This is a genomic window from Pseudomonas sp. P8_241, from assembly GCF_034008315.1.
Classification (GTDB): Bacteria; Pseudomonadota; Gammaproteobacteria; order Pseudomonadales; family Pseudomonadaceae; genus Aquipseudomonas.
This window is the reverse complement of record NZ_CP125377.1, coordinates 2443894-2466528: the sequence shown is the minus strand read 5'-3', so window position 1 is coordinate 2466528 and position 22635 is coordinate 2443894. Positions and strand designations below refer to the sequence as shown.

The window sequence follows — 22635 nt, the reverse complement described above, 5'->3', positions numbered from 1 at the left end:
GGATATTCCCCACTTATTCCCCACTTTTTCGCCGGGGCCACCATGCCCCAACGTTGGGGAAACTCAGCCCGGCGTCGTCACTCACAACGGAGCGTCCGCCGACAACCCCTGCAAACGCCGGTACTGGTTCAACACACTGGGCACATAACGCTGGGTTTCAGCGAACGGCGGGACCACGTTGCCGCGGCTGAGCACCGCTTGCGGTCCGGCGTTGTAGGCGGCCACGGCGAGACGGATATCGTTGTCGAACATCGTCATCAGGCGCTTGAGATAGCGAGCCCCCCCCTGGATGTTGGCCTTGGGGTCGTAGACGTTGGTCACGCCCATCTCGCGGGCAGTGTCGGGCATCAGTTGCATCAACCCGCCCGCGCCCTTGGGTGATGTGGCTCGGGTGTTGTAGCTGGATTCGGTCTTGATCACCGCGTGCAGCAGCGCCGCCGGCAGTTCGTTGGCCGTGGCCGCCGCCGATACCAGCTCGGCGTAGGGTTGCGAGGCGATCATCTGCGGCTGCTGGTCGAGGCTGACCACGGCTGCAGAGGGCTCCTGAATCACCCGTTCATAGTGGCGTCCGGGGCGGTGGACATTGGACAGGACATAGCTGCCCTTGGCGTCCACCGAAACGAATACATCGGCTTGTGCGGTACCGGTCAGCATGAGCAGACCGAGCAGTCCCGTCGTGATTGATTTCATTGTTATGCCTCCCCTTCCCGGACCCTGAAAATGGGTCTTATGCCCCAATGGCCGGTAGTGAAACAGGCATACGCAAGCACTGTGCCGTAATCGAAAAGGCCCGTAGTACGGGCCTTTCAGACTGATGACCGGACGTGTGCATGGCAATTGCATACATCTATATGACGAACCTTCTGCCGACTGTGTGAGGTCATCATGAATCAGCGTCTGTGTTTCGCCCCGCGTGTCCAACGCGGGTTCACCCTGCTCGAACTGTTGGTGGTGCTGGTGGTGCTGGGGCTATTGGCCGGTCTCGTCGCGCCGAAGTATTTCGCCCAATTGGGCCGCTCCGAAGTGAAAGTGGCCAAGGCGCAAATCGAAGGTCTGGGCAAAGCCCTGGACCTTTATCGCCTGGAGGTTGGCCATTACCCGTCGTCCGAACAGGGCTTGCAGGCACTGGTCAGCGCTCCCAGTGACGAACCGCGCTGGACCGGCCCGTACCTGCAGAAAAAACTGCCGCAGGACCCTTGGGGCCGCAACTACACCTATCGCTATCCCGGTGAAAACGGCGAATACGATCTGCTGTCCATGGGCAAGGACGGGCAGCCCGGCGGCGAAGGCGAGAACGCCGAAGTCACCAGTTGGCAATGACAAGGAATGGCAACCATGCGCTTTCATCTCAAAGCCGTCGGCAAGGCCGGTGTCGTTTCCATGACCGTCGAAGCACCGGGTCACAGCGAGGCCCGGCGCATTGTCGAGGACCAGGGCCTGCGGGTCGTCAGCCTGCACGCCGAGCGACATTGGCGGGCCCTGCGCCTGCAAAAGCGCGAGACCTTCAACCTGGTGTTGTTCAGCCAGGAATTGACCACATTGCTCAACGCGGGACTGCCGTTGATCGATGCGCTGGAAAGTCTGGCGGAAAAGGAAAGCGCGCCACAAGCCCGCAAAACCTTGAGTGAGCTGGTGCGCCTGCTTTACGAAGGCAAATCGTTTTCCCAGGCGTTGGGCCAGTTGTCGGCGGTGTTCCCCCCGCTTTACGTTGCACTGGTACAGTCCAGTGAGAAGACCGGTGCCGTGGGCGACGCCCTGGGCCGATATGTCAGCTATCGACAGCGCATGGACGAGGTTCGCCAGAAGATCGTCAGCGCTTCGATCTACCCCATGCTGTTGCTGGTGGTAGGAGGTGGTGTGGTTTTGTTTTTGATGGGGTATGTCGTACCCCGCTTCAGCCTGGTGTTCGAAGGGCTGGGGTCGAACCTGCCATGGTTGTCACAAGTCCTGATGAGCAGCGGCATGTTCCTGCACGCCCACCAGGGCGAATTCTTCGGTGGCTTGCTGGCCATCATCGTCACCCTGGTCCTGGTCCAGCGCCAGCCATCCTTTCGCCGTGGCCTGGACCGACTGATCGAAAAACTCCCCGCCGTGCACCAGCGCATCTTCATGTATGAACTGGCACGGTTTTACCGTTCACTGGGGATTCTGCTGCAAGGCGGCATCCCCCTCGTCACCGCCATGGGCATGGTGCGTAACCTGCTCACCGTGGCCTCCCGTGTGCGCCTGGATCAGGCTTGCGAACGGGTGCGCGAAGGGCAATCGCTGTCCGCGGCGCTGGAGCTCAATCACCTTGTGACCCCCGTTTCCCTGCGCCTGCTGCGCGCCGGCGAACAGTCCGGCAACCTCGGGCAGATGATGGAGCGCAGTGCCGACTTCTACGATGAAGAAATCAGCCGCTGGATCGAATGGTTCGTGCGGTTGTTCGAACCTCTGCTCATGACATTCATCGGGCTGTTGATCGGGGTGATCGTAATTCTGATGTATATCCCGATTTTCGAACTAGCCTCCAGTATTCACTGACCCCTTGGAACAGGGTCGACCTGCATTTGGCAATGCTCATCGACGTTGCAATCCGAACAACAAGACGGAGAACGACATGCACATCAATAAGCTTTTACTTGCAGTAGCGATTGGCGCAGTTCTGTCGGCGTCTACCGTAATGATTCCGGACAGTTTGTCCGGGGTGTCCAGCGCTCAAGCCAAGGATGGAGGCGGAGGTGGCAGTGGAGGTGGCGGTGGAGGTGGCGGTGGTGGCGGCGGCGGTGGTAGTGGTGGAGGTGGCGGCGGTAGTGGTGGCGGCGGAAGTGGCGGTGGCGGCGGCAGTCACGGCGGAAGCGGCAGTGGTGGTGGCGGAAACAGTGGCAGTGGTGGCAACAGCGGCAGCGGCCACAGCGGCGACCATGGCAGCAACAGCGGCTCCGGCCACAGCGGCGACCATGGCAGCAACAGCGGCTCCGGTCACAGCGGCGACCATGGCAGCAACAGCGGCTCCGGCAGCAGCAACAGTGGCTCGAGCCACTCTGGAAGTGTGTCGTCCTCCGGACGCAGCGGCACCCACGCCGAGCCCGGTGATGATCACGGTGTTCACGCAAACGGTGAGGTGGGCGATGATCGCGGCGTTCACGCAAACGGCGAGGTAGGTGATGATCGCGGCGTTCACGCAAACGGTGAGGTGGGCGATGATCGCGGCGTTCACGCAAACGGCGAGGTAGGTGATGATCGCGGCGTTCACGCAAACGGCGAGGTAGGCGATGATCGCGGCGTTCACGCAAACGGCGAGGTAGGTGATGATCGCGGCGTTCATGTCGGCGGGGAACCGGGCGATGACAAAAGGAGCTGACCGCTCCTAACTCCAGTAACCCTACCCCTGTAGGAGCGAGCCTGCTCGCGATGGCGGAATGTCAGACAACATCAATGTTGAATGACAATTAGCCATCGCGAGCAGGCTCGCGCCTGCAGGGGGCAATGTGAGTCAGATAATCAGCCGCCTCACACGCCACCCTCAACCCGATCCAGCCGCTCACGCAAAAACTCGATCAAGGCCTGCACCGGCCGCGAACTCTGTCGGTGTTGCGGGTAGACCGCCGATAAGGTCAACGGCTCGGGCCGCCAATCGTCCAGCACCGACACCAGCCTGCCCTCTTTCAACGCCGAACCGACAATGAACGTCGGCAAACAGGTGATCCCCAGCCCAGCCATCGCCGCATCCTTGAGCAGCTCACCATTATTGACGCGCATCCTCCCGGTCACGTTAACCGTCATTGGCTTACCCTGCCCCGCAAAGCGCCATTGCACCTGTCGACCGTGGCCGTAAGGCAGGCAGTCATGCGTGTGCAAATCATCCGGTTTGAGCGGTGTACCACGTTCGGCCAGATAGGCCGGACTCGCGCAGTACACCCGTTGAATCGAAGCAATGCGCCGGGCAATCAGCGTCGAGTCTTCGAGCGTGCCGATGCGCAACGCCAGGTCATAGCCCTCCCCCAATAAATCCACGGGGCGATCACTCAAATCGACTTCCACCGTTACGTCACGATAGCGCTGCAAAAATACCGGCAGCAGGCATCCGAGATGCGCCAGAGCAAACGAAAGCGGCGCGCTTACCCGAATGGTGCCGCGCGGCTCGGTGGTCTGGCCGGCGATACCTTGCTCCACTTGCTCGACTTCGCCCAGCAAACGCAAGGCCGATTCGTAGTAGCTGTGTCCCAGCGGCGTAACGTCCAGACGCCGCGTCGAGCGATTGAGCAACCGCACACCCAACCGCTCTTCCAGTTGCATCAGGCGTCGACTGACGAATTGCTTGGACAGGCCCAATTGATCAGCCGCGGCGGTAAAGCTGCCAGCGTCCATGACCTGGCAAAAAATTCGCATGTCTTCGAAAGGGTTCATTGTCACGTCCTGGTTGACAGATGAGCACTTTATAGCGGTTTTCCCCCTGCCACGACACCGACTAAAACATCTAAGCCAGCAGAAGATCTCGCATGTACTCCCAAGCCTGCAGGCGCTGGCTTGCCAGCGAAGGCGGTGCACCTGATACACCGCACCGCCTGTTTCGCCAGCAAGCCGGCTCCTACGGATCCTCATGTATCTACACATCCCCTGCAGGCGCTGGCTTGCCAGCGAAGGCGGTGCAGCTGATACACCGCACCGCCTGTTTCGCCAGCAAGCCGGCTCCTACGGATCTTCATGTATCCGCGCAGCTTACTTGGCCGTGAACTTCGTGTAGCTGTTGATCAGGTTGCGATAGTTCGGCAGACGTTCCGACAGCAGGTTGGCCAGGCCTTCCATGTCGTTGCGCCAGTCGCCTTGCAGCTCGCAAGCCACGGCGAACCAGTTCATCAACTGGGCACCGGCGGCCGACATGCGCGCCCAGGCCGCTTGTTGCACGGTAGTGTTGAAGGTGCCGGATGCGTCGGTCACTACAAACACGTCAAAGCCTTCGGCAATTGCCGACAGGGTTGGGAATGCCACGCAGACGTCGGTCACGACACCGGCAATGATCAGTTGCTTGCGACCGGTGGCCTTGATCGCTTTGACGAAGTCTTCGTTGTCCCAGGCGTTGATCTGGCCCGGGCGCGCAATGAACGGCGCGTCCGGAAACTGGGCCTTCAGCTCCGGCACGATGGGGCCGTTCGGACCGCTGTCGAAACTGGTGGTGAGGATGGTCGGCAGTTTGAAGAACTTGGCGATGTCTCCGAGGGCCAGCACGTTGTTCTTGAATTCATTGGGCGAAAAATCCTGTACCAGCGAGATCAGGCCCGTCTGGTGGTCGACCAACAGCACAACGGCATCGTCTTTGTTCAGGCGTTTGTACGGTACGTTGCTCATGGAAAACTCCTGGATGGATGGTTATTGCTGGCGGTGCTGGCGGTGATCGTCAGCACCTCTTTGAATGCTTCAGAAAGCAAAGCACGAACAGCCGAAAGCGCCCCAGAACCCGACAAAATCACTGACCGGTGCATTCGACAGGCGTGCCCGTTCATGACTGTGGGAGTGCACCACGCACGGGCCGCTGCAATGGTGAACCTGAGCCTGCATCGGCGAGGCCGGGCGCCAGTGGCCCGGCACTTTGACCACCGGCGACCAGTCCGGCAGCACCGGCACGCTGGACGGCCCGAGCTTTTCGAAGTCACCGGCGCCATACACCACCTTGCCGCCGACCACGGTCAAGACGGACTCAATCCACTTGATCGCTTCTTCATCGACGCTGAAAAAGTCCGCGCTGAGCGCAGCGACGTCAGCCAATTGCCCGACCTTGATCTGGCCCTTCTTGCCTTGCTCGGACGAGAACCAGGCGCTGCCGTGGGTGAACAGTTCCAATGCCGTCAGGCGTGACAGGCCCTCGGCGTGCAACTCCATGCCACCGACGGTGCGACCGCTGACCATCCAGTACAGCGAAGTCCATGGGTTGTAGCTCGACACCCGCGTCGCATCCGTGCCCGCGCCCACCGGCACGCCCTCGGCGAGCATGCGCTTGATCGGCGGAGTGGCTTCGGCTGCTTTCGCACCATAACGCTCGACGAAATATTCGCCTTGAAATGCCATGCGATCCTGAATCGCAATGCCGCCGCCGAGCGCCCTCACCCGCTCGATGTTCTGCGGGGTGATGGTCTCTGCGTGATCGAAAAACCACGGCAAACCGTTGAACGGGATGTCGCGATTGACCTTCTCGAATACGTCGAGCATGCGGCTGATGGATTCGTTGTAGGTGGCGTGTAAACGGAACGGCCAGCGCTGCTCGACGAGATGTCGCACCACCGGCTCCAGTTCCGCTTCCATGGATGGTGGCAGGTCCGGGCGCGGCTCAAGGAAGTCTTCGAAATCCGCCGCCGAAAACACCAGCATTTCCCCGGCGCCGTTGTGCCGGAGGTAGTCATCACCCTGGTGAAGCGACACGCTGCTGGTCCAGTTTTTGAAGTCGGTCAGCTCTTCCCGGGGTTTCTGGGTGAACAGGTTGTAGGCGATGCGCACGGTCAGTTGCTCATCCCTGGCCAACTGCTCGATCACCTGGTAATCGTCCGGATAGTTCTGAAATCCACCGCCGGCGTCGATGGCGCTGGTCAGGCCCAGGCGATTGAGTTCACGCATGAACTGGCGAGTCGAGTTGACCTGATATTCCAGCGGCAGTTTTGGTCCTTTCGCCAAGGTCGAATACAGGATCATCGCGTTCGGCCGCGCCACCAGCATGCCGGTCGGCTCGCCATTGGCGTCGCGCACAATCTCGCCCCCCGGCGGGTTCGGCGTGTCGCGCGTATACCCGGCTACCCGCAACGCCGCACGGTTGAGCAAGGCGCGGTCGTACAAATGCAGCACAAACACGGGGGTGTCCGGCGCGGCTTGATTGAGCTCTGCCAACGTCGGCATGCGCTTCTCGGCAAACTGGAATTCGTTCCAGCCACCGACCACCCGCACCCATTGCGGTGTCGGCGTGCGGTCCGCCTGATCCTTGAGCATGCGCAACGCATCGGCCAACGAAGGCACGCCCTCCCAACGCAATTCGAGGTTGTAGTTCAAACCGCCACGGATGAGGTGCAGGTGCGAGTCGTTCAGCCCGGGAATCACACAGCGGCCCTTCAAGTCGATGACTTGCGTATTTGAGCCGCGCAGGGCCATGGCCTCGGCATCGCTGCCCACCGCGACGAAACGACCGTCGCTGATCGCCACGGCACTGGCGAGCGGGTTCTCGCGGTCGACGGTGTGGAAGTGGCCATTGAACAGAATCAGATCGGCGTTCATCACGGTTCCTCCTTGGGCAAAGTGGATTCGGACAACCAGGACGCGAACAGGCGCGTCGCCAACGGCATGAAGACGTACACCACCGACAGCACGATGGTCAGCGTGATCAGGAACGTCGCCACCACATAGTTTGAAAGCAAGGTGTTAACCCGCAGCAGCGGCCCCCAGATCAGCGGCACCAGCAAGGTGTGCGGCAGGATCACCAACAGCGTCACGACTGCCTGCTTCCAGCGCGGCGGCGGTACTCCGGCGTCAGCCTGCGGGGCAAACCAGAACTCGTTGACCGGATTGATTTCGGTCTGGTCGCCATCGGCGAGCATCGGCGCGGCTTCGTCGACCAGTTTCTGCCGTTGCGGCGAATCGAGCCAACCCTGCATGGCCTCGGTGGAGCAAAAGCGTAGCACGCAAGTATAAGTGTCGAGGCCAGCGCGCTTGCCGCGCACGACATCGACACCCAGATGCCCGACATTCTGCCCGGCGACTTTGACAATGTTTCGCAGCCACGCTTCGTAAGGCACTTCAAAACCGGCCTTGACCCGGTGCTTGACGATCAGGGTCACGACCTCATCAGCTCCCGGGCGGGTCGGCTCGAGTCGATTGGAATCAGGCATTTCGCAAGGCTCCGACGAATTGGATATTCAGAATGCCGGTGCGACGGGAGAAAAAATTGAATGTACGTGCTCTTTTCAGCGGTGCCTGGCCGACGGCTTTTGGCTGCTACGAAATATCCAGAGAAGCAGACATGAACTGACCAATGCGCGACCGCAACCACCGCTCCGCCGGATCATTGTCATGCACCCCGCTCCAGGCCATCGACAACTGCGCCGCCTCAATTGCAAACGGCGGATCCTCAGCTCGCAACCCACATCCCTCGACCAAAGCACACGCTGCGTAATCCGGCACCGTCGCGATCATCTCGGTCCCGGCAAGCAACGCCCGCAACCCACTGAACTGCGGCACCCCCAGCACCACGCGACGACTACGCCCGACCTTGGCCAGATCCAGATCGATGTTGCCGCTCAGGTCACCGGAAAACGACACCATCGCATGGGGGCGCTCACAGTACTCATCCAGCGTCAGCGGCCCAGGCCGGGTATCGCCACGCAAAACCTTGCACGTAATATCGCGCAGCTTCTTGCGCTTGGCATTGGCCGGCAGATCCGTGGTGTAGCTCACGCCCACCGAAATCTCCCCCGACGCCAGCAACGCCGGCATCAACAGATAATTGGCCCGGCGCACGATCACGACAATCCCCGGCGCCTCTTCCTGCAACTGGCGCAACAACGACGGAAACAAACCGAACTCCGCGTCGTCCGACAGCCCGATGCGGAACACATCGCAACTGGTCGCCGGATCAAATTCCCTGGCCCGGCTGACCGCTCCGGAAATAGTGTCCATCGCCGGTTGCAGTTCCTTGAGAATTGCCAGCGCCCGCGCGGTCGGCTCCATGCCACGACCGTTGCGCAACAACAACGGATCGTCGAACAGATCACGCAAACGTCCCAGCGCGGCACTCACCGCCGGCTGCCCCATGAACAGTTTTTCCGCGACGCGGGTCAGGTTCTTTTCGAACATCAGCGCTTCGAAAATCACCAGCAGGTTCATGTCGACGCGACGCAGATCGTTACGGTTCATGGGCACGGATTCCTAGTATGTTCGGGCCAGGTGCGAGGAGGTTCGATTGTGTCTGACTTTACTCAAGACATCTCGCGATGGCAGCGCAATTAACAACGATTAACTCGCAAGCCAGAGCCTTCGGGTCCAAAAATGAAAGTCTACCGATACGGACATTCGCCATGGCTCACGTTCAGCAAAATGCCGCTCCCGCGTCATTCTCGCCCGCACCGATGAAAAGTACCGGCCGCCTCAGCCCGCAACGCGAACGACTGATCAAGCAGTTGATCCTCGACCGCCTCGGCGACAGCCTCGAAGTCACTGAACTGGCACGCGCCTGTGCCCTCTCCCGCAGCCACTTCTCCCGCGCGTTCAAGTGCAGCACCGGCCACTCGCCGCAGGACTGGATTCGCCGACAGCGCATTGCCCGGGCCAAGCAGTTGATCCAGCAGACCGACTTGAGCCTTACGCAAATCAGTCTCGAATGCGGTTTCTGCGACCAGGCGCACTTCTGCCATATCTTCACCCGCAGCGAAGGCATCAATCCGTTTGCGTGGCGCGGCAAGATAGTGAAAAGAAAAAGATCGCAGCCTTCGGCAGCTCCTACGGGTATGCACGCGACCGTGTAGGAGCTCCGGCTATTTAACCTTTCAAGAACGCCAACAGGTCAGCGTTGAGCTGGTCCTTGTGGGTGTCCGTCAAACCATGAGGAGCGCCCGGGTAAATCTTCAGGATCGAGCCCTTCACCAGTCCCGCCGAGGCCACGCCCGCTGCTTCGTAAGGCACCACCTGATCCGCGTCGCCATGCACCACCAGGGTCGGCACGTCGAATTTCTTCAGATCTTCGGTAAAGTCGGTTTCGGAGAACGCCTTGATGCAGTCATAGGCGTTCTTGTGCCCCGCCATCATGCCCTGCAGCCAGAACCAGTCGATCATGCCCTGAGACGGCTTGGCATCAGGTTTGTTGAAGCCAAAGAACGGACCGCTGGCGAGGTCGATGTACAGCTGCGAACGGTCCGCCAGGGATGCCTGACGAATGCCGTCGAACACCTCCAGTGGCAGGCCTCCAGGGTTGGCTTCGGTCTTGAGCATCAGCGGCGGCACCGAAGAAATCAGCCCGGCCTTGGCCACACGTGCGGTGCCATGTCGGCCGATGTATCGCGCCACTTCCCCACCACCGGTTGAGAAGCCGAACAGCACGGCGTTTTGCAAGTCGAGCCGTTCAATCAACTGCGCCAGGTCGTCGGCGTAATGGTCCATGTCGTTGCCTGACCACGGCTGGCTGGACCGACCATGTCCGCGACGGTCATGAGCGATGACCCGGTAGCCCTTGGACGCCAGGAAGATCATCTGCGATTCCCAGCTGTCGGCATTCAGCGGCCAACCGTGGCTGAATACAATCGGTTGTCCGGTGCCCCAGTCCTTGTAGTAAATCTCGGTGCCGTCGCGGGTGGTGAAGGTGCTCATGGGTGATGCCTCCTGTACGAGTGTTGGGGTGTTTCAATCCGTAAATGAATTCAGGCGATCGGCCAGGCGTGCCACGCGCTCGCCCAGGTGCGCGGCAGTGCAACGGTCCTCGGCGGGTGGTGCATCGTCAGGGGATTGTTCGACGTTCGACTGGGCCATGGCGCCGAGGGAGCTGCCCAGTCGATTGAGTTGACCGCTGAACACGCCGGTACTGGAGCGCGCCGGCAGCAGGTCGAGGCCGACCCAGATCATCGAGTGCTGAGCGGCAAACACGGCCATCTGCAACAAGGTGTTGAGTTTGTCACCGCACAGGCAGCCGGAATTGGTGAAGCCAGCAGCGAGCTTGTCGCGCCACGGCTGGGCCAGATAGAACGCCGCCGTGGCCTCCATGAACCCCTTGAAAGCCGCCGAGGCGCTGCCCATGTAGGTCGGCGCGCCGAAGATGATGGCGTCGGCGGTGTGCAATCGGTCCCAATGGGCGTCGACGTCCTCGACCGGGATCAGCTCGCAAGTGCTGCCCGGGTGCCGCTCCACCCCGGCGGCCACGGCGTGCGCCAGAACCCGGGTGTGCCCGTAGCCGCTGTGATAGACCACCACCACGTTGCTCATTGCGCCATCCTCCAGAAGTCTTGATCCCTTGTAGGCGCTTGCGCAGGCTGCGATCTGTTGATCCTCTAAAAAATCGCAGCCTGCGGCAGCTCCTGCGGATTTTTGGGGTAAGGCGGACACAGCACGAGTTAATCGTTGTTAATTTTCCACGGCGCGCAAAAGGCTCCGACAGACGCCAAGTCAATGTCTTGCCCAACATTCACGGGACCAACGCCACGCACGGATACGCTACAGTCAATGCGCACACCCGACAGTCAGCCGGACAGTGCATTGCGCCGGATAAAAAACCCGAAGAACATGCTCGAAGAGCGCGAACCAGACGTATTCAGCCGGAGTGAGACATTGATCCTTCCCCTCGAGCAGGCCGTGCATTTCGGTCCCTACCGGATCTACCCTGGACAACGCCTGGTGATGGAGGCCGATCAGCCCCTGCGCCTGGGCCGACGCGCCATGGACATCCTGTTGATCCTGCTCGAACACGCAGGGAACGTGGTCAGCAAGCAACAGCTGATCGCGCAGGTCTGGCCCAACAGCGTGGTCGAAGACATCAACTTGCGAGTGCACATGGCCGCGCTGCGCAAAGCACTCGGTGACGGTCAGGCCGGCCAGCGCTACATCGTCACCGTGGCCCAGCGCGGGTACAGCTTTGTTGCACCTTACTCGCTGGAACAGATCAAACAACCGTCGTCACCCGTAGCGCCCCGACCGGTCGCGCACAATCTGCCCATGCGTCACACGCGCATGATTGGCCGGCAAGCCGTGCTCGATCATCTGGTCAAACAGCTACCGCGCCAACGCTTCATCACCCTGATCGGTCCGGGCGGTATCGGCAAGACCACCGTGGCCCTGCGAGTCGCCGAACAACTGCTCGGGCATTTCCGGGACGGCATTCGCCTGTTGGACCTGGCGCCGATCAACGATCCGTTGCTGATCCCCGCCCACCTGGCGACGCTGCTCGACTTGACCCTGCACCAGGAGGAACTGACGGGCAGCTTCGCGGCGTGCCTGCATGACCGGCATATGCTGCTGGTTATCGACAACTGTGAACACCTGATCGATGCCGTTGCGGTGCTCAGCGAAAACATCCTGCGTGCCGCGCCACAGGTGCACATCCTGGCCACCAGTCGCGAAAGCCTGCGAGCCGAGGGGGAGTATGTTCAGCGCCTCGAACCACTGGACTGCCCACCGCCCATCGCCGTCCTCGACCGCCACCAGGCCCTGGCCTTTTCCGCGCTGCAATTGTTCATTGAGCGCGCCACGGCCAGCCATGACAATTTTGAACTGAGCGATGACGAGTTACCGTTGCTGAGCGAAATCTGCCACCGCCTGGACGGAATTCCACTGGCCATCGAACTGGCGGCGGCGCAAGTGTACCGCTTCGGCCTGCGCGGCTTGCTTGGGCAATTGCAAAGCAGTTTCCGCGTGCTCACCCAGCCCTCTCAGCTGCCCTTGGCTCGACACCAGACCCTGCGTGCCACGCTGGATTGGAGCTTTGATTTACTCAGCGCCTGCGAGCAGACGTGCCTGCGTCGACTGGCGGTGTTCCGGGGCGGCTTCACCCTGGCCTCGGCGGCGGCGGTGATTGTCGGCGGGCACATTGAGCCTCGCGAAGTGTTTGGCTCAATCACGCAACTGGTCGCCAAGTCCCTGCTGAATGTGGCAGTGGGTGACGAAGAGGTGTTCTATCGCTTGCTCGATACCACCCGCAGTTATGCTCTGGAAAAGCTCGCGCTGACCCAAGACCTGCAGGGTACTCGGGAGCGCCATGCCGAGCGCTGCCTGACCCTGATGCAGCAGGCGCAAAACGATTGGGAAAAAACATCGACCGGCCTGTGGATCGAGCGATACGCTCGCGCGCTGGAAGATATCCGCGCCGCCCTGGACTGGGGCTTGAATGCCAACGGTCCGAGGGACTTGGCCATACGCCTGGCCGCCGCCTCTACCCCTCTGTGGCAGGAATTGTCTTTGCTCAAGGAACACAGCGGTCATGTGCGCAAGGCTCTGGCACTCCTGGAAACCGAGCCCGAGTCCTGCCCGCGGCTGAAAATGACCTTGCAACTGGCCCTGGGCAGCGCCTGTTATCACGCCCAGGGCGCAACGGCTGAAACCGTCGCAGTCTTTGTCAACGCCAGAGCCCTGGCGGATCACTGCAACGATGTGACCGGTCAACTACGCGCGCTCTCCGGTCACATGGCGGTCAATCTCAGTTGTGGCAATTATCGGATGGCCCTTGAGCAAAGCCGGCAATTCGATCAATTGGGGTTCAATGGCAACGCGCTGCTGTCCTTGAGCTCTCAACGCTTGCGGGTGTTGGCCCTGCATTTTTACGGCGATCAAGCACAGGCGCGGGCGCATGCCGAACAGGTCCTGCAACGCATGGCCCACAGCGGGCATCTCAATCGCTTCACCCATGGATTCGGCGTGCAATACGACCAGAGCGTCGCAGCCCTGACCATTCTGGCGCGCATCCTCTGGCTACAGGGCCAACCGGAGCAGGCCTGGCGCGCCGCGCGCCAGGCGCTGGACATCGCGCTGCAAATCAATCACGGCACGTCGATCTGCTACACCCTGGCGCTGTCCGGCTGTTTGATCGCCCATTACAACGGCGACACCGGCAACGCCCGCGAACTGCTGAAGCTGCTGATGGAACAGGCACAGAAACATTCGGTCCTGCTGTTCTACAACTGGGCGAAACAGTATGCGCGGGTGATCGGCAGCACCGATAAATACGCGCTCCCTTGTCCTGGTGCGGGCTTGATCAGCGAAATCATGATCACGCTGGACTCAGGCTTCATTGATGACGCTCAACTCAAGCGGGCTGAAACCGGTGCGGCGGGCTGGAGTACGGCAGAAATTCTGCGCGTTTATGCCGAAGGGATGCTCGCGAGAGAATGCCCGACTCAAACCGATATGGCCGAGACCGTGCTGCTGAAGGCACTGAACGTGGCCAGCGTCCAAGGTGCACTGGCCTGGGAATTGCGCAGCGCCACCTCACTGGCGACACTTTGGCGGCGACAGGGCCGTCAACAACAGGCCCATGATCTGCTGGCGCCGATCTACAGCCGCTATACCGAAGGGTTCGCCACTACTGACCTGAAGACTGTTCAGCGCTTACTCGGAGAGTTACAGGCCGACCTGTCGGCCTGACGTACTTCGTGTCTGACTGAAGTAGTGAGCACAACGACTTTCCATGTCGCTCAACTGACCGCTGCCCTCAAGTTTTTCCAGAACATAGCTTCGGGTGGTGTTGAGCAACCGGTAGCGTGCCGTACCACTGCCCTGCTCCAGCGACAACAGTGACTTGAGTGCCAGGTTCTCCATCACCTTGATCAGGTCGGCAGCCGCCAATCCATCGCCGCTGACCATGCCAACCGCGGCGTCCTGGGTGAAAGCCATTTTGAACACCGCCAGACGCTGTAGCACCCTCTGCTCCAACAGGCTGAGTCGCTCATAGCTCCAGTCCAGCGCAGCCTTGAGGGTTTGATGCCGGGGCACGGCCGTGCGGCGGCCCTGGGTCAGTAATTGAAAACAGTTGCCCAGTTGCGCTTGCAGCCCAACCAGCGCCAACGCATCGATCTGCGCTGCCGCGAGTTCGATCGCCAAGGGTAAACCATCGAGCCGACGACAAATTTCGCGCACACTCCGCAGGTCTTGTTCGCGCAGGGTAAACCCCTGTTGGCTCGCTCTGGCGCGACTGACAAATAACTGCACGGCCGAGTAACTCATGGCTTCGGCAACACTGCGCAGCGCCACAACCGGTGGCACCGTCAGCGGAGGTAACCGCAACACGGTTTCGCCGGTGGCCATGAGCGGTTCGCGGCTGGTCACCAGGATCGATACTCGAGGCGCAGCGGCCATCAGCGCTTCACACAAGGTACGGCAGCATTCAAGCAAGTGCTCGCAGTTATCGAGCACCAGCAACGCATGTCGTTGACCCACCGTCGCCAGCGTCGCGCCGACCTCCAGCTCAAGGATGCGTGTGAGCAGATTACTCACTTGTGCAGGATCATCAATCACCGACAGATCCGCCAGCCACACACCATCCTGGTAGTGCTGCAACAACAATTCGGCAACACGCAGTGCCACCGTGGTTTTGCCGATTCCGCAGGGCCCGACCACTGTCATCAAACGTTGCATTGGCAACTGCCGGACCAGATTGCCCACCACTGCATCACGCCCGGTGACGGGCGTGAGCCTGGCCGGCAGGTTGTGCGGCGATTTGTGCAGGGTCTGGATCCGAGTCGGCAGGGTCGCTGGCAAGTGCTGCACCGGTGCGACAAAACTGTAGCCACGCTGGGGAATATTGATGATGTAGCAATGACCACCCTGCCCGCCGCCCAGTGCTCGACGCAACGAGGCAATATGTACCCGCAAATTGATTTCTTCGACCACGGACTTCGGCCAGACCTGCGCAATCAGCGCTTCCTTGCTGACCACCGAACCCGCGTGCTCGACCAGCACTTGCAAGACATCCAGTGCGCGGCCGCCCAGGCGAAGTGGTCGATCGCCTTCCAGGACCAGTCGTTGGCCGAGATGGAATGCGTAAGGACCAAATTGCAGCACCGCTTCACTGCTCGAGTTTCTGAGGCTGTTCATAGGCTGATACCCGCTGGCAACCTGGATCGACACGTGAGTCCTTCCAGGCTCCGCACCTTCCCTGCAATGAGTTACGGGTATCTTGGCAGGCCTCGGTAAGCGTACAACTGCCACGAAGGGAGCGTCACGGTCATTTCGGTGCGCATAACGGACAGATCGGGTTTAACTGAATTGTTCGCGGTATTGGGTCGGTGTCAGGCCGATCTTTTCACTGAATAGAAAACGCATGTGTCGCACACTGCCGAACCCGCTTTTAAACGCCACGGTCTTGAGCGGCAACTCGCTGGTTTCCAGCAGATTGCGCGCGCAATCGATGCGCGCGCTTTGCAAAAACTCCATGGGTGTCATGCTCACCTCCCGGGTGAACACCCGGGCGAAATGGCGTGGACTCATGGACGCCAGACTCGCCATGCGCTCGATGCTGAACGCTTCGTCGAGATGCTCCAGCACATGGTTTTGCACGCGGGTAATCGCGGTCTCAATGGGCGCCACTGCGGCCATCAACGGACTGAACTGCGCCTGTCCGCCCTGGCGTTTCATCACCACCAACAACACCTTGGCCACGTCCTGGGCGACTTTTTTCCCATGATCCTGAGCCACCACCGACAATGCCAGATCGATCCCCGCCGTTACGCCGCCGGAAGTGATCAGATTACGGTCCCGGATAAATATCTGATCGGTCTCGACCGTCGCGCTCGGGAACCCTTTGATCAGTCGTTCGGTGTAGTGCCAATGAGTGGTCACTCGGTAACCATCCAGCAAACCGGCATGCCCCAACACAAACGCGCCCGTGCAGATGGAGCCAAAACCGACGGAGCGCCTGACGTTGCGCTTGAGCCAATCGAGCAATGCTGGATGCTTTTCGTTGTAGGCGCCAGGGCCGCCGGGTACCAGCAGCAAATCAAATCCCTGACTGACCTGGTCGATGTGGGCATCGGCCTGCACGGTCACTCCATTGGACGCTCGCAGCGCACCAGGCTCTGTGCCGATGGTCGACAGCACATAATGGTCATCGGGCTTCAAGTAACGGTTAGCGATGGAAAACACCTCCATCGGCCCGGCCATGTCGAGCAGAAGAAAATTAGGGAACAGCACCATCGCCACGGTTTTCATGAGGTGAACATCACTGGAATCAATAGATAGGAACGAGCAGGCACGCTGAGCATTATGGCCAATTGTGCCGCGAACACGGCAGATAAATACAGGACGGCTCTAATGAAACTGTCAACTTGAAAGAGACAGTATTTCAGTTTCCACCTACTTATTGCATCAATCAGTAAACATTAACCTTCTCCTCACTCGGACGACACTACGTCCCTCCAGGAGAATTCTTCATGCTGACTCTTCGCAAAGCCTCGGATCGTGGTCTGGCCAATCATGGCTGGTTGAAATCGTTTCACACCTTTTCTTTCGCCAGCTACCGTAATCCCAAAGAACAGGGGTTTTCCGACCTGCTGGTGATCAACGATGACCGCGTGGCTGCCGGAAAAGGCTTCGGCCAGCATCCGCACCGCGACATGGAGATTTTCTCTTACGTGCTTGAGGGTGCTTTGGAACACAAAGATACCCTCGGTACCGGATCGGTGATTCGCCCGGGTGACGTACAGTTGATGAGCGCCGGTAGCGGCGTGGCCCACAGCGAGTACAACCACTCCAGCAACCGACCGGTTCATTTTCTGCAAATCTGGATCGTGCCGGATGTCAGTGGCGCCAAACCGCGCTATCAGCAGGAACACTTCAGTACACAGAAAAAACGCGGGCGTCTGCAACTGATCATTTCTCCGGACGGCGCCAAGGGTTCACTGAAGGTACGCCAGGATGCGCGGGTCTATGCCGCTCTGATCGATGGCAAGGAAAGCGCCACCCTGGAACTTGCGGCCAATCGCTATGCCTATGTACACGTCGCACGGGGGAGCGTCGAACTCAACGGCGTGTTGTTGCAGGAAGGCGACGGTGTGCGCATCCGTGAGGAGCAGGTGCTGACTTTGAACAATGGCGTCGATGCCGAAGTGCTGGTGTTCGACCTGCGTCCACAAGAACTGCCGGAAATGCCATGAGCCTTGCGTCGCCGGGGTCTAAATCGACAGGCACCTATTGGTGCCTGGCGGTACCCACACCAACAGCTTGAGCCTTGGAGGCAACCAGTATCAACAAGGCCTCGACGGTTTGATGAACGCCAAACCCGGTCCAGTAGTCGGGCCGAGACAGGCGTTGAAAACAAACCACGCCTGTGCCTTAAGCTGAGGAACTGTCGGTTTGAGCATTTTTGCTCATTTCCCTGGCGCCAGGACAGGCATCGATCCCGGTCAGGCTGGCACGCGGTACAAACTGCACGGCTTTGGATTCGGTCTTCCAGGGCCGAACAAAGTATGTACCGTCAGCCTCGGCGATGATCCGCAACGGGCGACTCAAGCCAGGTCTGTCGGGATCCACTATTGATTCGAACCCTTTACGTTCGGCATCGAAACTCATGATCGTGCAATGGCGGGCCCCAGAGGCGGAGATTTGAAAGGCAAACCCACCGAGCTTGGCACCGGAAGGGGGATACAAGCCCAGTCCGATCACCACGGCTATCACGGCGATCGCTAAAAGGGCGACCGGATTCTCATGGCCGCGCACTTTCACCACGAGCTGCGCACCGAGAAGCTGGATCAACCATACAAGCAACAACTCGCCCAGCATCAGAGGAACAAGCCACAGGACACTACTGACGTACTGACTGGCAATGTTTATTACAACAATGGTGACATTGAGGATGACCCCCAGCTGCACGAACGCCGACATCACACAGGCAAATCGAAACTCCGTCGATATCGGCCCATCCACTCCAAGGGTCATCAGCCAATAATAAGCCGCCAGCGTCAAGACCGTACCCAGCACTGCGCCAGCCCCCCATAGCAGGTTACCCTGCACCTGAGAGCCAATACCGCTCAACAGGGCACAGAAAATCCCCAGAATGAGCAAGCCTCCACCCCAGCGCCCCAGCAATCGCAAATGGCGACTTTTGGATTGAGGGCACTTGTGGTCGAAACTGAAATCATCGCTCAGGCGTTTTTCGGACGAATTCAATCGATGAAACAGAACGAAGATCGGCAGGAGGACGAAGGCCAGCAGCACCGAAATGACGAAAACCAGTATCGCGGACATCACGGGAAGTGCAGTGATGACGGCCGAAGACGTGATGCTCAGCGGAATCTTTTCCTCCAGAATGTACTGATACAAGTACACCCCCGCGGTGAGCAGAATACCGATACTCAACGGCCAGGCACGCTCGCTCAGCCACTTCAAGCAATGGCTCAGTTGCGCATAGCGATTGGATAAGATTTTTTCAGGTCTGGATTCGATGGGTTCAAATTCGGTCATGCCGATGGGCTCCTGTCCATGGGATCAGCGTCCTTGTTTCAAGCAGTATTGAACAGAGACAACGACGGACGACTTTACAGCCTGGGTCCGCCGAAATCATCGGAGCCAGGCAGAATCAGAAACGTCTGACAGGCGCACCTGTCATTGCTCCTGATACCTCGCCCGATAGCGCCCCGGGCTTTCCCCGGTCCACTTCTTGAACGCACGATGAAAGGCACTGGGTTCCTGAAAACCCAACTGCTCGGCGATATCACTGATGCTGGCCCCGCTCTGCCGCAACTGTTCGAAAGCCACACCCCGCCGCACTTCGTCCTTGATCTCTTGATAAGAACAGCCTTCACGTTCCAGTTTGCGGCGGAAGGTGCTGGGGCTCAGGTGCTGCTCCAACGCGAAGGCCTGCAACGTCGGCCACTCGCTGTAATGACTGCCACGCAAGCGTTGATGAACCTGTGACGCCAAGCCGTGCTGGTTGCGAAAGCGGATCACCAGCCATTGCGGTGCCGTGCGCAGAAACACCTTCAGCGACACGAGATCCTGAACCACCGGCAGTCTCAGGTAATGGCTGGCAAATTCGATTTCTGTGCGCTCGGCGCCGAACGTCAGATTGGGCCCCCAAAGCAATCGATCATCGCTGAGCGACAGTCGCGCATGGCGAAAATCGGCGCGGTCGATCGGGATGCGGCGGCCACCCAGCCAGCACAAAATACTGATCATCAACACCAGGAACGTCTCCTCACCGAAACGGCTGGCATTGGAGTCCGACGAATGGGTTTGCAGACTGATGACCGCACGTTTTCCTCGCACCGCCAACGTGCCGCGAAAGTCGCGCAGGAACAGCCCGAAGTTGGCCAGGCATTGACGCATGGCCTTGTGCAAATCGGGCTCCTGAATCAAGGCCCGGCATATCAGCGCGAAACTGCCGGGTGGCATGCCGTGGGAGTCTAGTCCGAAGAACTCGTCGTCGAGTTCGCGAATCTGTATCAGCCACAGCGCGGCAAATGCACTGGCTGGCACTCGCGCCGTCGGCTGGTGCACGACCGCAGAATCGACGCCTGCCTCTTCGAGCACCGCCTTCACGCGGGGTGGATTGTCCCCCAGCCCATGGATCATTGCCTGTACAAAGTAGGCAGCAACCGAGTCCTTTTCCCGCATGTGAACGCTTCTCTCCCCAGAATCTGAATGGCAAAAAACACCAGTGCCCTTGAACAGTTGCGGCATAGGACAACCGCCCCGCCGGCTCTAGACTCGTGGCAATAGTACGCCTTCGGCCGCCGTGGCGGCGAAGGTATCGCAGGGTTTGATCGAAGGACGCAAAATGAATCTGCAAAACATTGGAGTGATCGGTGCAGGCACCATGGGCAACGGCATTGCGCAAGTCTGCGCCATGGCGGGATTCAACGTGACCTTGATCGATATCTCCGAGAACGCGCTACAAAAGGCAGTCGCGACCGTTGGTAAAAACCTTGATCGGCAGATTGCCAAAGAGACCCTGACGTCTGAGCAGAAACTGGCGACTCTCGACAGAATCCGCACCAGCACCGATTACAGCAGTTTGCATAACGCGCAACTGGTGATCGAAGCCGCCACGGAAAATCTCGAACTGAAATTGCGCGTGCTCCAACAAATCGCCGACCAGGTCAGCAATGAATGCGTGATCGCGTCCAATACTTCATCGCTGTCGATCACCCAACTCGCTGCCAGTGTCAAACAGCCTGAACGTTTCATCGGCCTGCATTTCTTTAATCCGGTGCCAGTGATGGGTCTGATTGAAGTCATCCGTGGTCTGCAAACCAGCGACGCCACTCACAAACTGGCGCTGGACATGGCAACGACACTCGGCAAAACCGCGATCACCTCCGGAAATCGCCCTGGCTTCGTGGTCAACCGGATCCTGGTGCCGATGATCAACGAATCGATCCTGGTTTTCCAGGAGGGGTTGGCCAGTGCCGAAGACATCGACGCTGGTATGCGCCTGGGCTGCAATCAACCCATAGGCCCGCTGGCCCTGGCGGACCTGATCGGCCTGGATACACTACTGGCGATCATGGAAGCCTTCTACGAAGGGTTCAACGACAGCAAGTATCGTCCCGCTCCGTTGCTGAAGGAAATGGTCGCCGCCGGTTACCTGGGGCGTAAAACGGGGCGCGGCTTCCATGCCTATGCCTGAGCGTTGTTCGCGTTTCGCCGAGTACCGGGACAAGGTGCTGCAATTGTTTGCCAGCAAAGGATTCGGCCAGGTCGGCATGCGCGAACTCGCCACTTGCCTGGGGCTTTCCCCAGGCTCGCTGTACCATCATTACCCCAGCAAACAGCACTTGCTGCTCGATCTGATCGAGGAGTTTTACGAGGAGTTGCTGGCTACCCTCGAACGCATCCGGCAAAAAGCGCCGGCGAAGCGCGATAAACTCACCAGCCTGATTCGTGCGCACCTGAACCTGCATCGGGACATGCCTTGGCATTTCCGTCTCGTGGAACGCGACAGTGGCTGTCTGAATGCAGAGCAACAGCAGCGAGTACAACAACTGCGAGAGCAATACGAGCACATGCTGCTGAAAGTACTGGGTGTAAAGCCAAGATTCAGCGAGGAAGGTGTCTTGGCGGCAGGGCATGCCATCGCGTCATTGCTCAACAGCGCCCCCAGTTGGCTACCGGCTCATGCGCTGGCTGAACAGGAACGCGATGAACTATTAGAGAGCCTGGTCAGCGGCGCCATTGAGCGAGTGTTGGCGCCGAAACGCACACCAGAGGCAATAAGCCTGGCCCGACCAATCGGAAAAATATCTAAAGAAAGCCCCGCCTTCACCACGATTTAGCGCTTTGATTGTCGGCTCAGTACCATCGGAATTCGTCGAAAAAACCGGCGTCCAATCCGATGTGTACCTTCAACACCCGGAGCCGAACATGAAAATCAATCCTTACCTCATCTTCAATGGCGACTGCAAAGCCGCTTTCGAATTCTACGCACAAAGTTTGCCTGGCCAGATCGAAGCCATGATGACCTTTGGCGAAACACCTGCCGCCGAGCACGTGCCTGAAGACCTCCATAACCTGATCATCCATACCCGCCTTGCCGTAGGCGACCAGGCGATCATGGGGTCAGACACTACCCCTGATCGTCCAACCGAAGACATGAGTGGATGTTCGATCTCGCTTAACGTCGACAGCATTGCCGAAGCTGAACGGGTATTTACGGCCTTGTCTGAGGGTGGCCACGTGCAGATGCCGCTGGAAGCCACCTTTTGGGCCGCACGCTTCGGCATGTTGGTCGACCGGTTTGGCGTATCGTGGATGGTCAATTGCGAAAAGGATCAGTGAAGGGATTTTGTAGGCTGGCTCAGAACATCACCGCCGGCGTAGGAACGAGCTAACTCCTGGTGGCGTTCCGATGACGTTAACTGCCTGCGGCAACGCCGTGTCCTGGGCCTTTTCGCGAGCAAGCTCGCTCGCGCAGGAAAAAAAGGCGCAAAAACAAAACCCCAACTGCTTTCGCAATTGGGGTTTCGGAATTTAATCTTGACGATGACCTACTCTCACATGGGGAAACCCCACACTACCATCGGCGATGCATCGTTTCACTGCTGAGTTCGGGATGGGATCAGGTGGTTCCAATGCTCTATGGTCGTCAAGAAATTCGGGTACCGAATCGTGGCCAGTCGGCCGCGCTTCAGCAAATTGGGGATGTGATAGCTTGGTGTTTTGTGAGTATTTCGAACTTTCGGTTCATTGCGTCTTCACACACCGCAATCTGGC

Annotated in this window: 21 protein-coding genes and 1 rRNA gene; 9 read left to right on the top strand and 13 right to left on the bottom strand. The window is 59.3% G+C overall.

The annotated features are described in order from the left end of the window. Nucleotides 1-81 precede the first annotated feature (81 nt). Complete coding sequence (locus QMK58_RS11315; protein ID WP_053158054.1) at nucleotides 82-690, bottom strand: lytic transglycosylase domain-containing protein; 609 nt, start codon at nucleotides 688-690, stop codon at nucleotides 82-84. A gap of 195 nt (nucleotides 691-885) precedes the next feature. On the opposite strand from QMK58_RS11315, the gene gspG reads away from it, so the two are divergent. The 3 genes from gspG to QMK58_RS11300 all read left to right on the top strand — a co-directional run bounded on the left by gspG (nucleotide 886) and on the right by QMK58_RS11300 (nucleotide 3343). Further along, the gene (gene gspG, locus QMK58_RS11310) at nucleotides 886-1320 is read left to right on the top strand and encodes a type II secretion system major pseudopilin GspG (RefSeq protein ID WP_053158052.1); all 435 of its coding nucleotides are present in this window, start codon (nucleotides 886-888) and stop codon (nucleotides 1318-1320) included. 15 nt (nucleotides 1321-1335) lie between these two features. Then, entirely contained in the window at nucleotides 1336-2523 is a 1188-nt protein-coding gene (locus QMK58_RS11305) for a type II secretion system F family protein (protein ID WP_053158050.1), read from the top strand. 76 nt (nucleotides 2524-2599) lie between these two features. After that, entirely contained in the window at nucleotides 2600-3343 is a 744-nt protein-coding gene (locus tag QMK58_RS11300; RefSeq protein WP_320396307.1) for a hypothetical protein, read from the top strand. A 149-nt stretch (nucleotides 3344-3492) separates the two neighbouring features. On the opposite strand, the gene QMK58_RS11295 is transcribed toward QMK58_RS11300, so the two are convergent. From QMK58_RS11295 to QMK58_RS11275, 5 genes are all read right to left on the bottom strand, one after another. Then, a complete protein-coding gene (locus QMK58_RS11295; protein WP_053158048.1) occupies nucleotides 3493-4389 on the bottom strand; it encodes a LysR family transcriptional regulator in 897 nt (298 codons plus the stop codon). A gap of 312 nt (nucleotides 4390-4701) precedes the next feature. Beyond that, nucleotides 4702-5328, bottom strand: coding sequence for an isochorismate family cysteine hydrolase YcaC (gene ycaC, locus QMK58_RS11290; protein WP_053158046.1), 627 nt, complete (start codon nucleotides 5326-5328; stop codon nucleotides 4702-4704). 69 nt (nucleotides 5329-5397) lie between these two features. Beyond that, entirely contained in the window at nucleotides 5398-7236 is a 1839-nt protein-coding gene (locus tag QMK58_RS11285) for an amidohydrolase (protein WP_053158043.1), read from the bottom strand. Then, on the bottom strand, nucleotides 7236-7847 hold the full coding sequence (locus tag QMK58_RS11280) for an antibiotic biosynthesis monooxygenase (RefSeq protein WP_053158041.1): 612 nt from the start codon (nucleotides 7845-7847) through the stop codon (nucleotides 7236-7238). The genes QMK58_RS11285 and QMK58_RS11280 overlap by 1 nt, the downstream gene beginning before the upstream one ends. 106 nt (nucleotides 7848-7953) lie before the next feature. Next, on the bottom strand, nucleotides 7954-8871 hold the full coding sequence (locus tag QMK58_RS11275) for a LysR family transcriptional regulator (protein ID WP_053158039.1): 918 nt from the start codon (nucleotides 8869-8871) through the stop codon (nucleotides 7954-7956). A gap of 161 nt (nucleotides 8872-9032) precedes the next feature. Here QMK58_RS11275 and QMK58_RS11270 point away from each other — a divergent pair, with 161 nt between their 5' ends. Then, nucleotides 9033-9479 carry a helix-turn-helix domain-containing protein gene (locus QMK58_RS11270; RefSeq protein WP_053158036.1) on the top strand — a complete coding sequence of 149 codons (447 nt, stop codon included), beginning with the start codon at nucleotides 9033-9035 and terminating at the stop codon, nucleotides 9477-9479. A 13-nt stretch (nucleotides 9480-9492) separates the two neighbouring features. Here QMK58_RS11270 and QMK58_RS11265 read toward each other — a convergent pair whose 3' ends face one another. Both QMK58_RS11265 and QMK58_RS11260 read right to left on the bottom strand, forming a co-directional pair. Next, on the bottom strand, nucleotides 9493-10317 hold the full coding sequence (locus tag QMK58_RS11265) for an alpha/beta fold hydrolase (protein ID WP_053158033.1): 825 nt from the start codon (nucleotides 10315-10317) through the stop codon (nucleotides 9493-9495). Nucleotides 10318-10350: 33 nt separating this feature from the next. Further along, nucleotides 10351-10926: a flavodoxin family protein gene (locus QMK58_RS11260; RefSeq protein WP_053158030.1), complete on the bottom strand. Its 576-nt coding sequence runs from the start codon at nucleotides 10924-10926 to the stop codon at nucleotides 10351-10353. 342 nt (nucleotides 10927-11268) lie between these two features. On the opposite strand from QMK58_RS11260, the gene QMK58_RS11255 reads away from it, so the two are divergent. Then, nucleotides 11269-14073 (top strand): ATP-binding protein, encoded by a 2805-nt coding sequence (locus QMK58_RS11255; RefSeq protein ID WP_320396528.1) that lies wholly within the window; start codon nucleotides 11269-11271, stop codon nucleotides 14071-14073. Here QMK58_RS11255 and QMK58_RS11250 read toward each other — a convergent pair. After that, nucleotides 14050-15522: an ATP-binding protein gene (locus QMK58_RS11250; protein ID WP_320396306.1), complete on the bottom strand. Its 1473-nt coding sequence runs from the start codon at nucleotides 15520-15522 to the stop codon at nucleotides 14050-14052. The genes QMK58_RS11255 and QMK58_RS11250 overlap by 24 nt on opposite strands. Before the next feature lie 162 nt (nucleotides 15523-15684). Then, on the bottom strand, nucleotides 15685-16635 hold the full coding sequence (locus QMK58_RS11245) for a GlxA family transcriptional regulator (RefSeq protein ID WP_053158028.1): 951 nt from the start codon (nucleotides 16633-16635) through the stop codon (nucleotides 15685-15687). A 221-nt stretch (nucleotides 16636-16856) separates the two neighbouring features. Between QMK58_RS11245 and QMK58_RS11240 the strand changes: the two genes are divergently transcribed. Next, nucleotides 16857-17579 carry a pirin family protein gene (locus QMK58_RS11240; protein WP_320396305.1) on the top strand — a complete coding sequence of 241 codons (723 nt, stop codon included), beginning with the start codon at nucleotides 16857-16859 and terminating at the stop codon, nucleotides 17577-17579. A 178-nt stretch (nucleotides 17580-17757) separates the two neighbouring features. Here QMK58_RS11240 and QMK58_RS11235 read toward each other — a convergent pair whose 3' ends face one another. After that, the gene (locus tag QMK58_RS11235) at nucleotides 17758-18885 is read right to left on the bottom strand and encodes a hypothetical protein (protein WP_320396304.1); all 1128 of its coding nucleotides are present in this window, start codon (nucleotides 18883-18885) and stop codon (nucleotides 17758-17760) included. A 141-nt stretch (nucleotides 18886-19026) separates the two neighbouring features. Then, entirely contained in the window at nucleotides 19027-20037 is a 1011-nt protein-coding gene (locus QMK58_RS11230; protein WP_320396303.1) for an AraC family transcriptional regulator, read from the bottom strand. A gap of 163 nt (nucleotides 20038-20200) precedes the next feature. Between QMK58_RS11230 and QMK58_RS11225 the strand changes: the two genes are divergently transcribed. The 3 genes from QMK58_RS11225 to QMK58_RS11215 all read left to right on the top strand — a co-directional run bounded on the left by QMK58_RS11225 (nucleotide 20201) and on the right by QMK58_RS11215 (nucleotide 22200). Continuing rightward, nucleotides 20201-21052, top strand: coding sequence for a 3-hydroxybutyryl-CoA dehydrogenase (locus QMK58_RS11225; RefSeq protein WP_053158016.1), 852 nt, complete (start codon nucleotides 20201-20203; stop codon nucleotides 21050-21052). Continuing rightward, entirely contained in the window at nucleotides 21039-21698 is a 660-nt protein-coding gene (locus QMK58_RS11220) for a TetR/AcrR family transcriptional regulator (protein ID WP_053158013.1), read from the top strand. Before QMK58_RS11225 ends, QMK58_RS11220 begins: the two co-directional genes overlap by 14 nt. Before the next feature lie 88 nt (nucleotides 21699-21786). Continuing rightward, nucleotides 21787-22200: a VOC family protein gene (locus QMK58_RS11215; protein ID WP_320396302.1), complete on the top strand. Its 414-nt coding sequence runs from the start codon at nucleotides 21787-21789 to the stop codon at nucleotides 22198-22200. A gap of 196 nt (nucleotides 22201-22396) precedes the next feature. Here QMK58_RS11215 and rrf read toward each other — a convergent pair. Continuing rightward, nucleotides 22397-22512: ribosomal RNA gene (gene rrf, locus QMK58_RS11210) — 5S ribosomal RNA — on the bottom strand. Nucleotides 22513-22635: the final 123 nt, after the last annotated feature.

Coding starts and splice junctions, on each gene's coding strand:
- QMK58_RS11315 (WP_053158054.1), bottom strand. CDS start 690: ATGAAATCAATCACGACGGGACTGCTCGGTCTGCTCATGCTGACCGGT.
- gspG (WP_053158052.1), top strand. CDS start 886: ATGAATCAGCGTCTGTGTTTCGCCCCGCGTGTCCAACGCGGGTTCACC.
- QMK58_RS11305 (WP_053158050.1), top strand. CDS start 1,336: ATGCGCTTTCATCTCAAAGCCGTCGGCAAGGCCGGTGTCGTTTCCATG.
- QMK58_RS11300 (WP_320396307.1), top strand. CDS start 2,600: ATGCACATCAATAAGCTTTTACTTGCAGTAGCGATTGGCGCAGTTCTG.
- QMK58_RS11295 (WP_053158048.1), bottom strand. CDS start 4,389: ATGAACCCTTTCGAAGACATGCGAATTTTTTGCCAGGTCATGGACGCT.
- ycaC (WP_053158046.1), bottom strand. CDS start 5,328: ATGAGCAACGTACCGTACAAACGCCTGAACAAAGACGATGCCGTTGTG.
- QMK58_RS11285 (WP_053158043.1), bottom strand. CDS start 7,236: ATGAACGCCGATCTGATTCTGTTCAATGGCCACTTCCACACCGTCGAC.
- QMK58_RS11280 (WP_053158041.1), bottom strand. CDS start 7,847: ATGCCTGATTCCAATCGACTCGAGCCGACCCGCCCGGGAGCTGATGAG.
- QMK58_RS11275 (WP_053158039.1), bottom strand. CDS start 8,871: ATGAACCGTAACGATCTGCGTCGCGTCGACATGAACCTGCTGGTGATT.
- QMK58_RS11270 (WP_053158036.1), top strand. CDS start 9,033: ATGGCTCACGTTCAGCAAAATGCCGCTCCCGCGTCATTCTCGCCCGCA.
- QMK58_RS11265 (WP_053158033.1), bottom strand. CDS start 10,317: ATGAGCACCTTCACCACCCGCGACGGCACCGAGATTTACTACAAGGAC.
- QMK58_RS11260 (WP_053158030.1), bottom strand. CDS start 10,926: ATGAGCAACGTGGTGGTGGTCTATCACAGCGGCTACGGGCACACCCGG.
- QMK58_RS11250 (WP_320396306.1), bottom strand. CDS start 15,522: ATGAACAGCCTCAGAAACTCGAGCAGTGAAGCGGTGCTGCAATTTGGT.
- QMK58_RS11245 (WP_053158028.1), bottom strand. CDS start 16,635: ATGAAAACCGTGGCGATGGTGCTGTTCCCTAATTTTCTTCTGCTCGAC.
- QMK58_RS11240 (WP_320396305.1), top strand. CDS start 16,857: ATGCTGACTCTTCGCAAAGCCTCGGATCGTGGTCTGGCCAATCATGGC.
- QMK58_RS11235 (WP_320396304.1), bottom strand. CDS start 18,885: ATGACCGAATTTGAACCCATCGAATCCAGACCTGAAAAAATCTTATCC.
- QMK58_RS11230 (WP_320396303.1), bottom strand. CDS start 20,037: ATGCGGGAAAAGGACTCGGTTGCTGCCTACTTTGTACAGGCAATGATC.
- QMK58_RS11225 (WP_053158016.1), top strand. CDS start 20,201: ATGAATCTGCAAAACATTGGAGTGATCGGTGCAGGCACCATGGGCAAC.
- QMK58_RS11220 (WP_053158013.1), top strand. CDS start 21,039: ATGCCTATGCCTGAGCGTTGTTCGCGTTTCGCCGAGTACCGGGACAAG.
- QMK58_RS11215 (WP_320396302.1), top strand. CDS start 21,787: ATGAAAATCAATCCTTACCTCATCTTCAATGGCGACTGCAAAGCCGCT.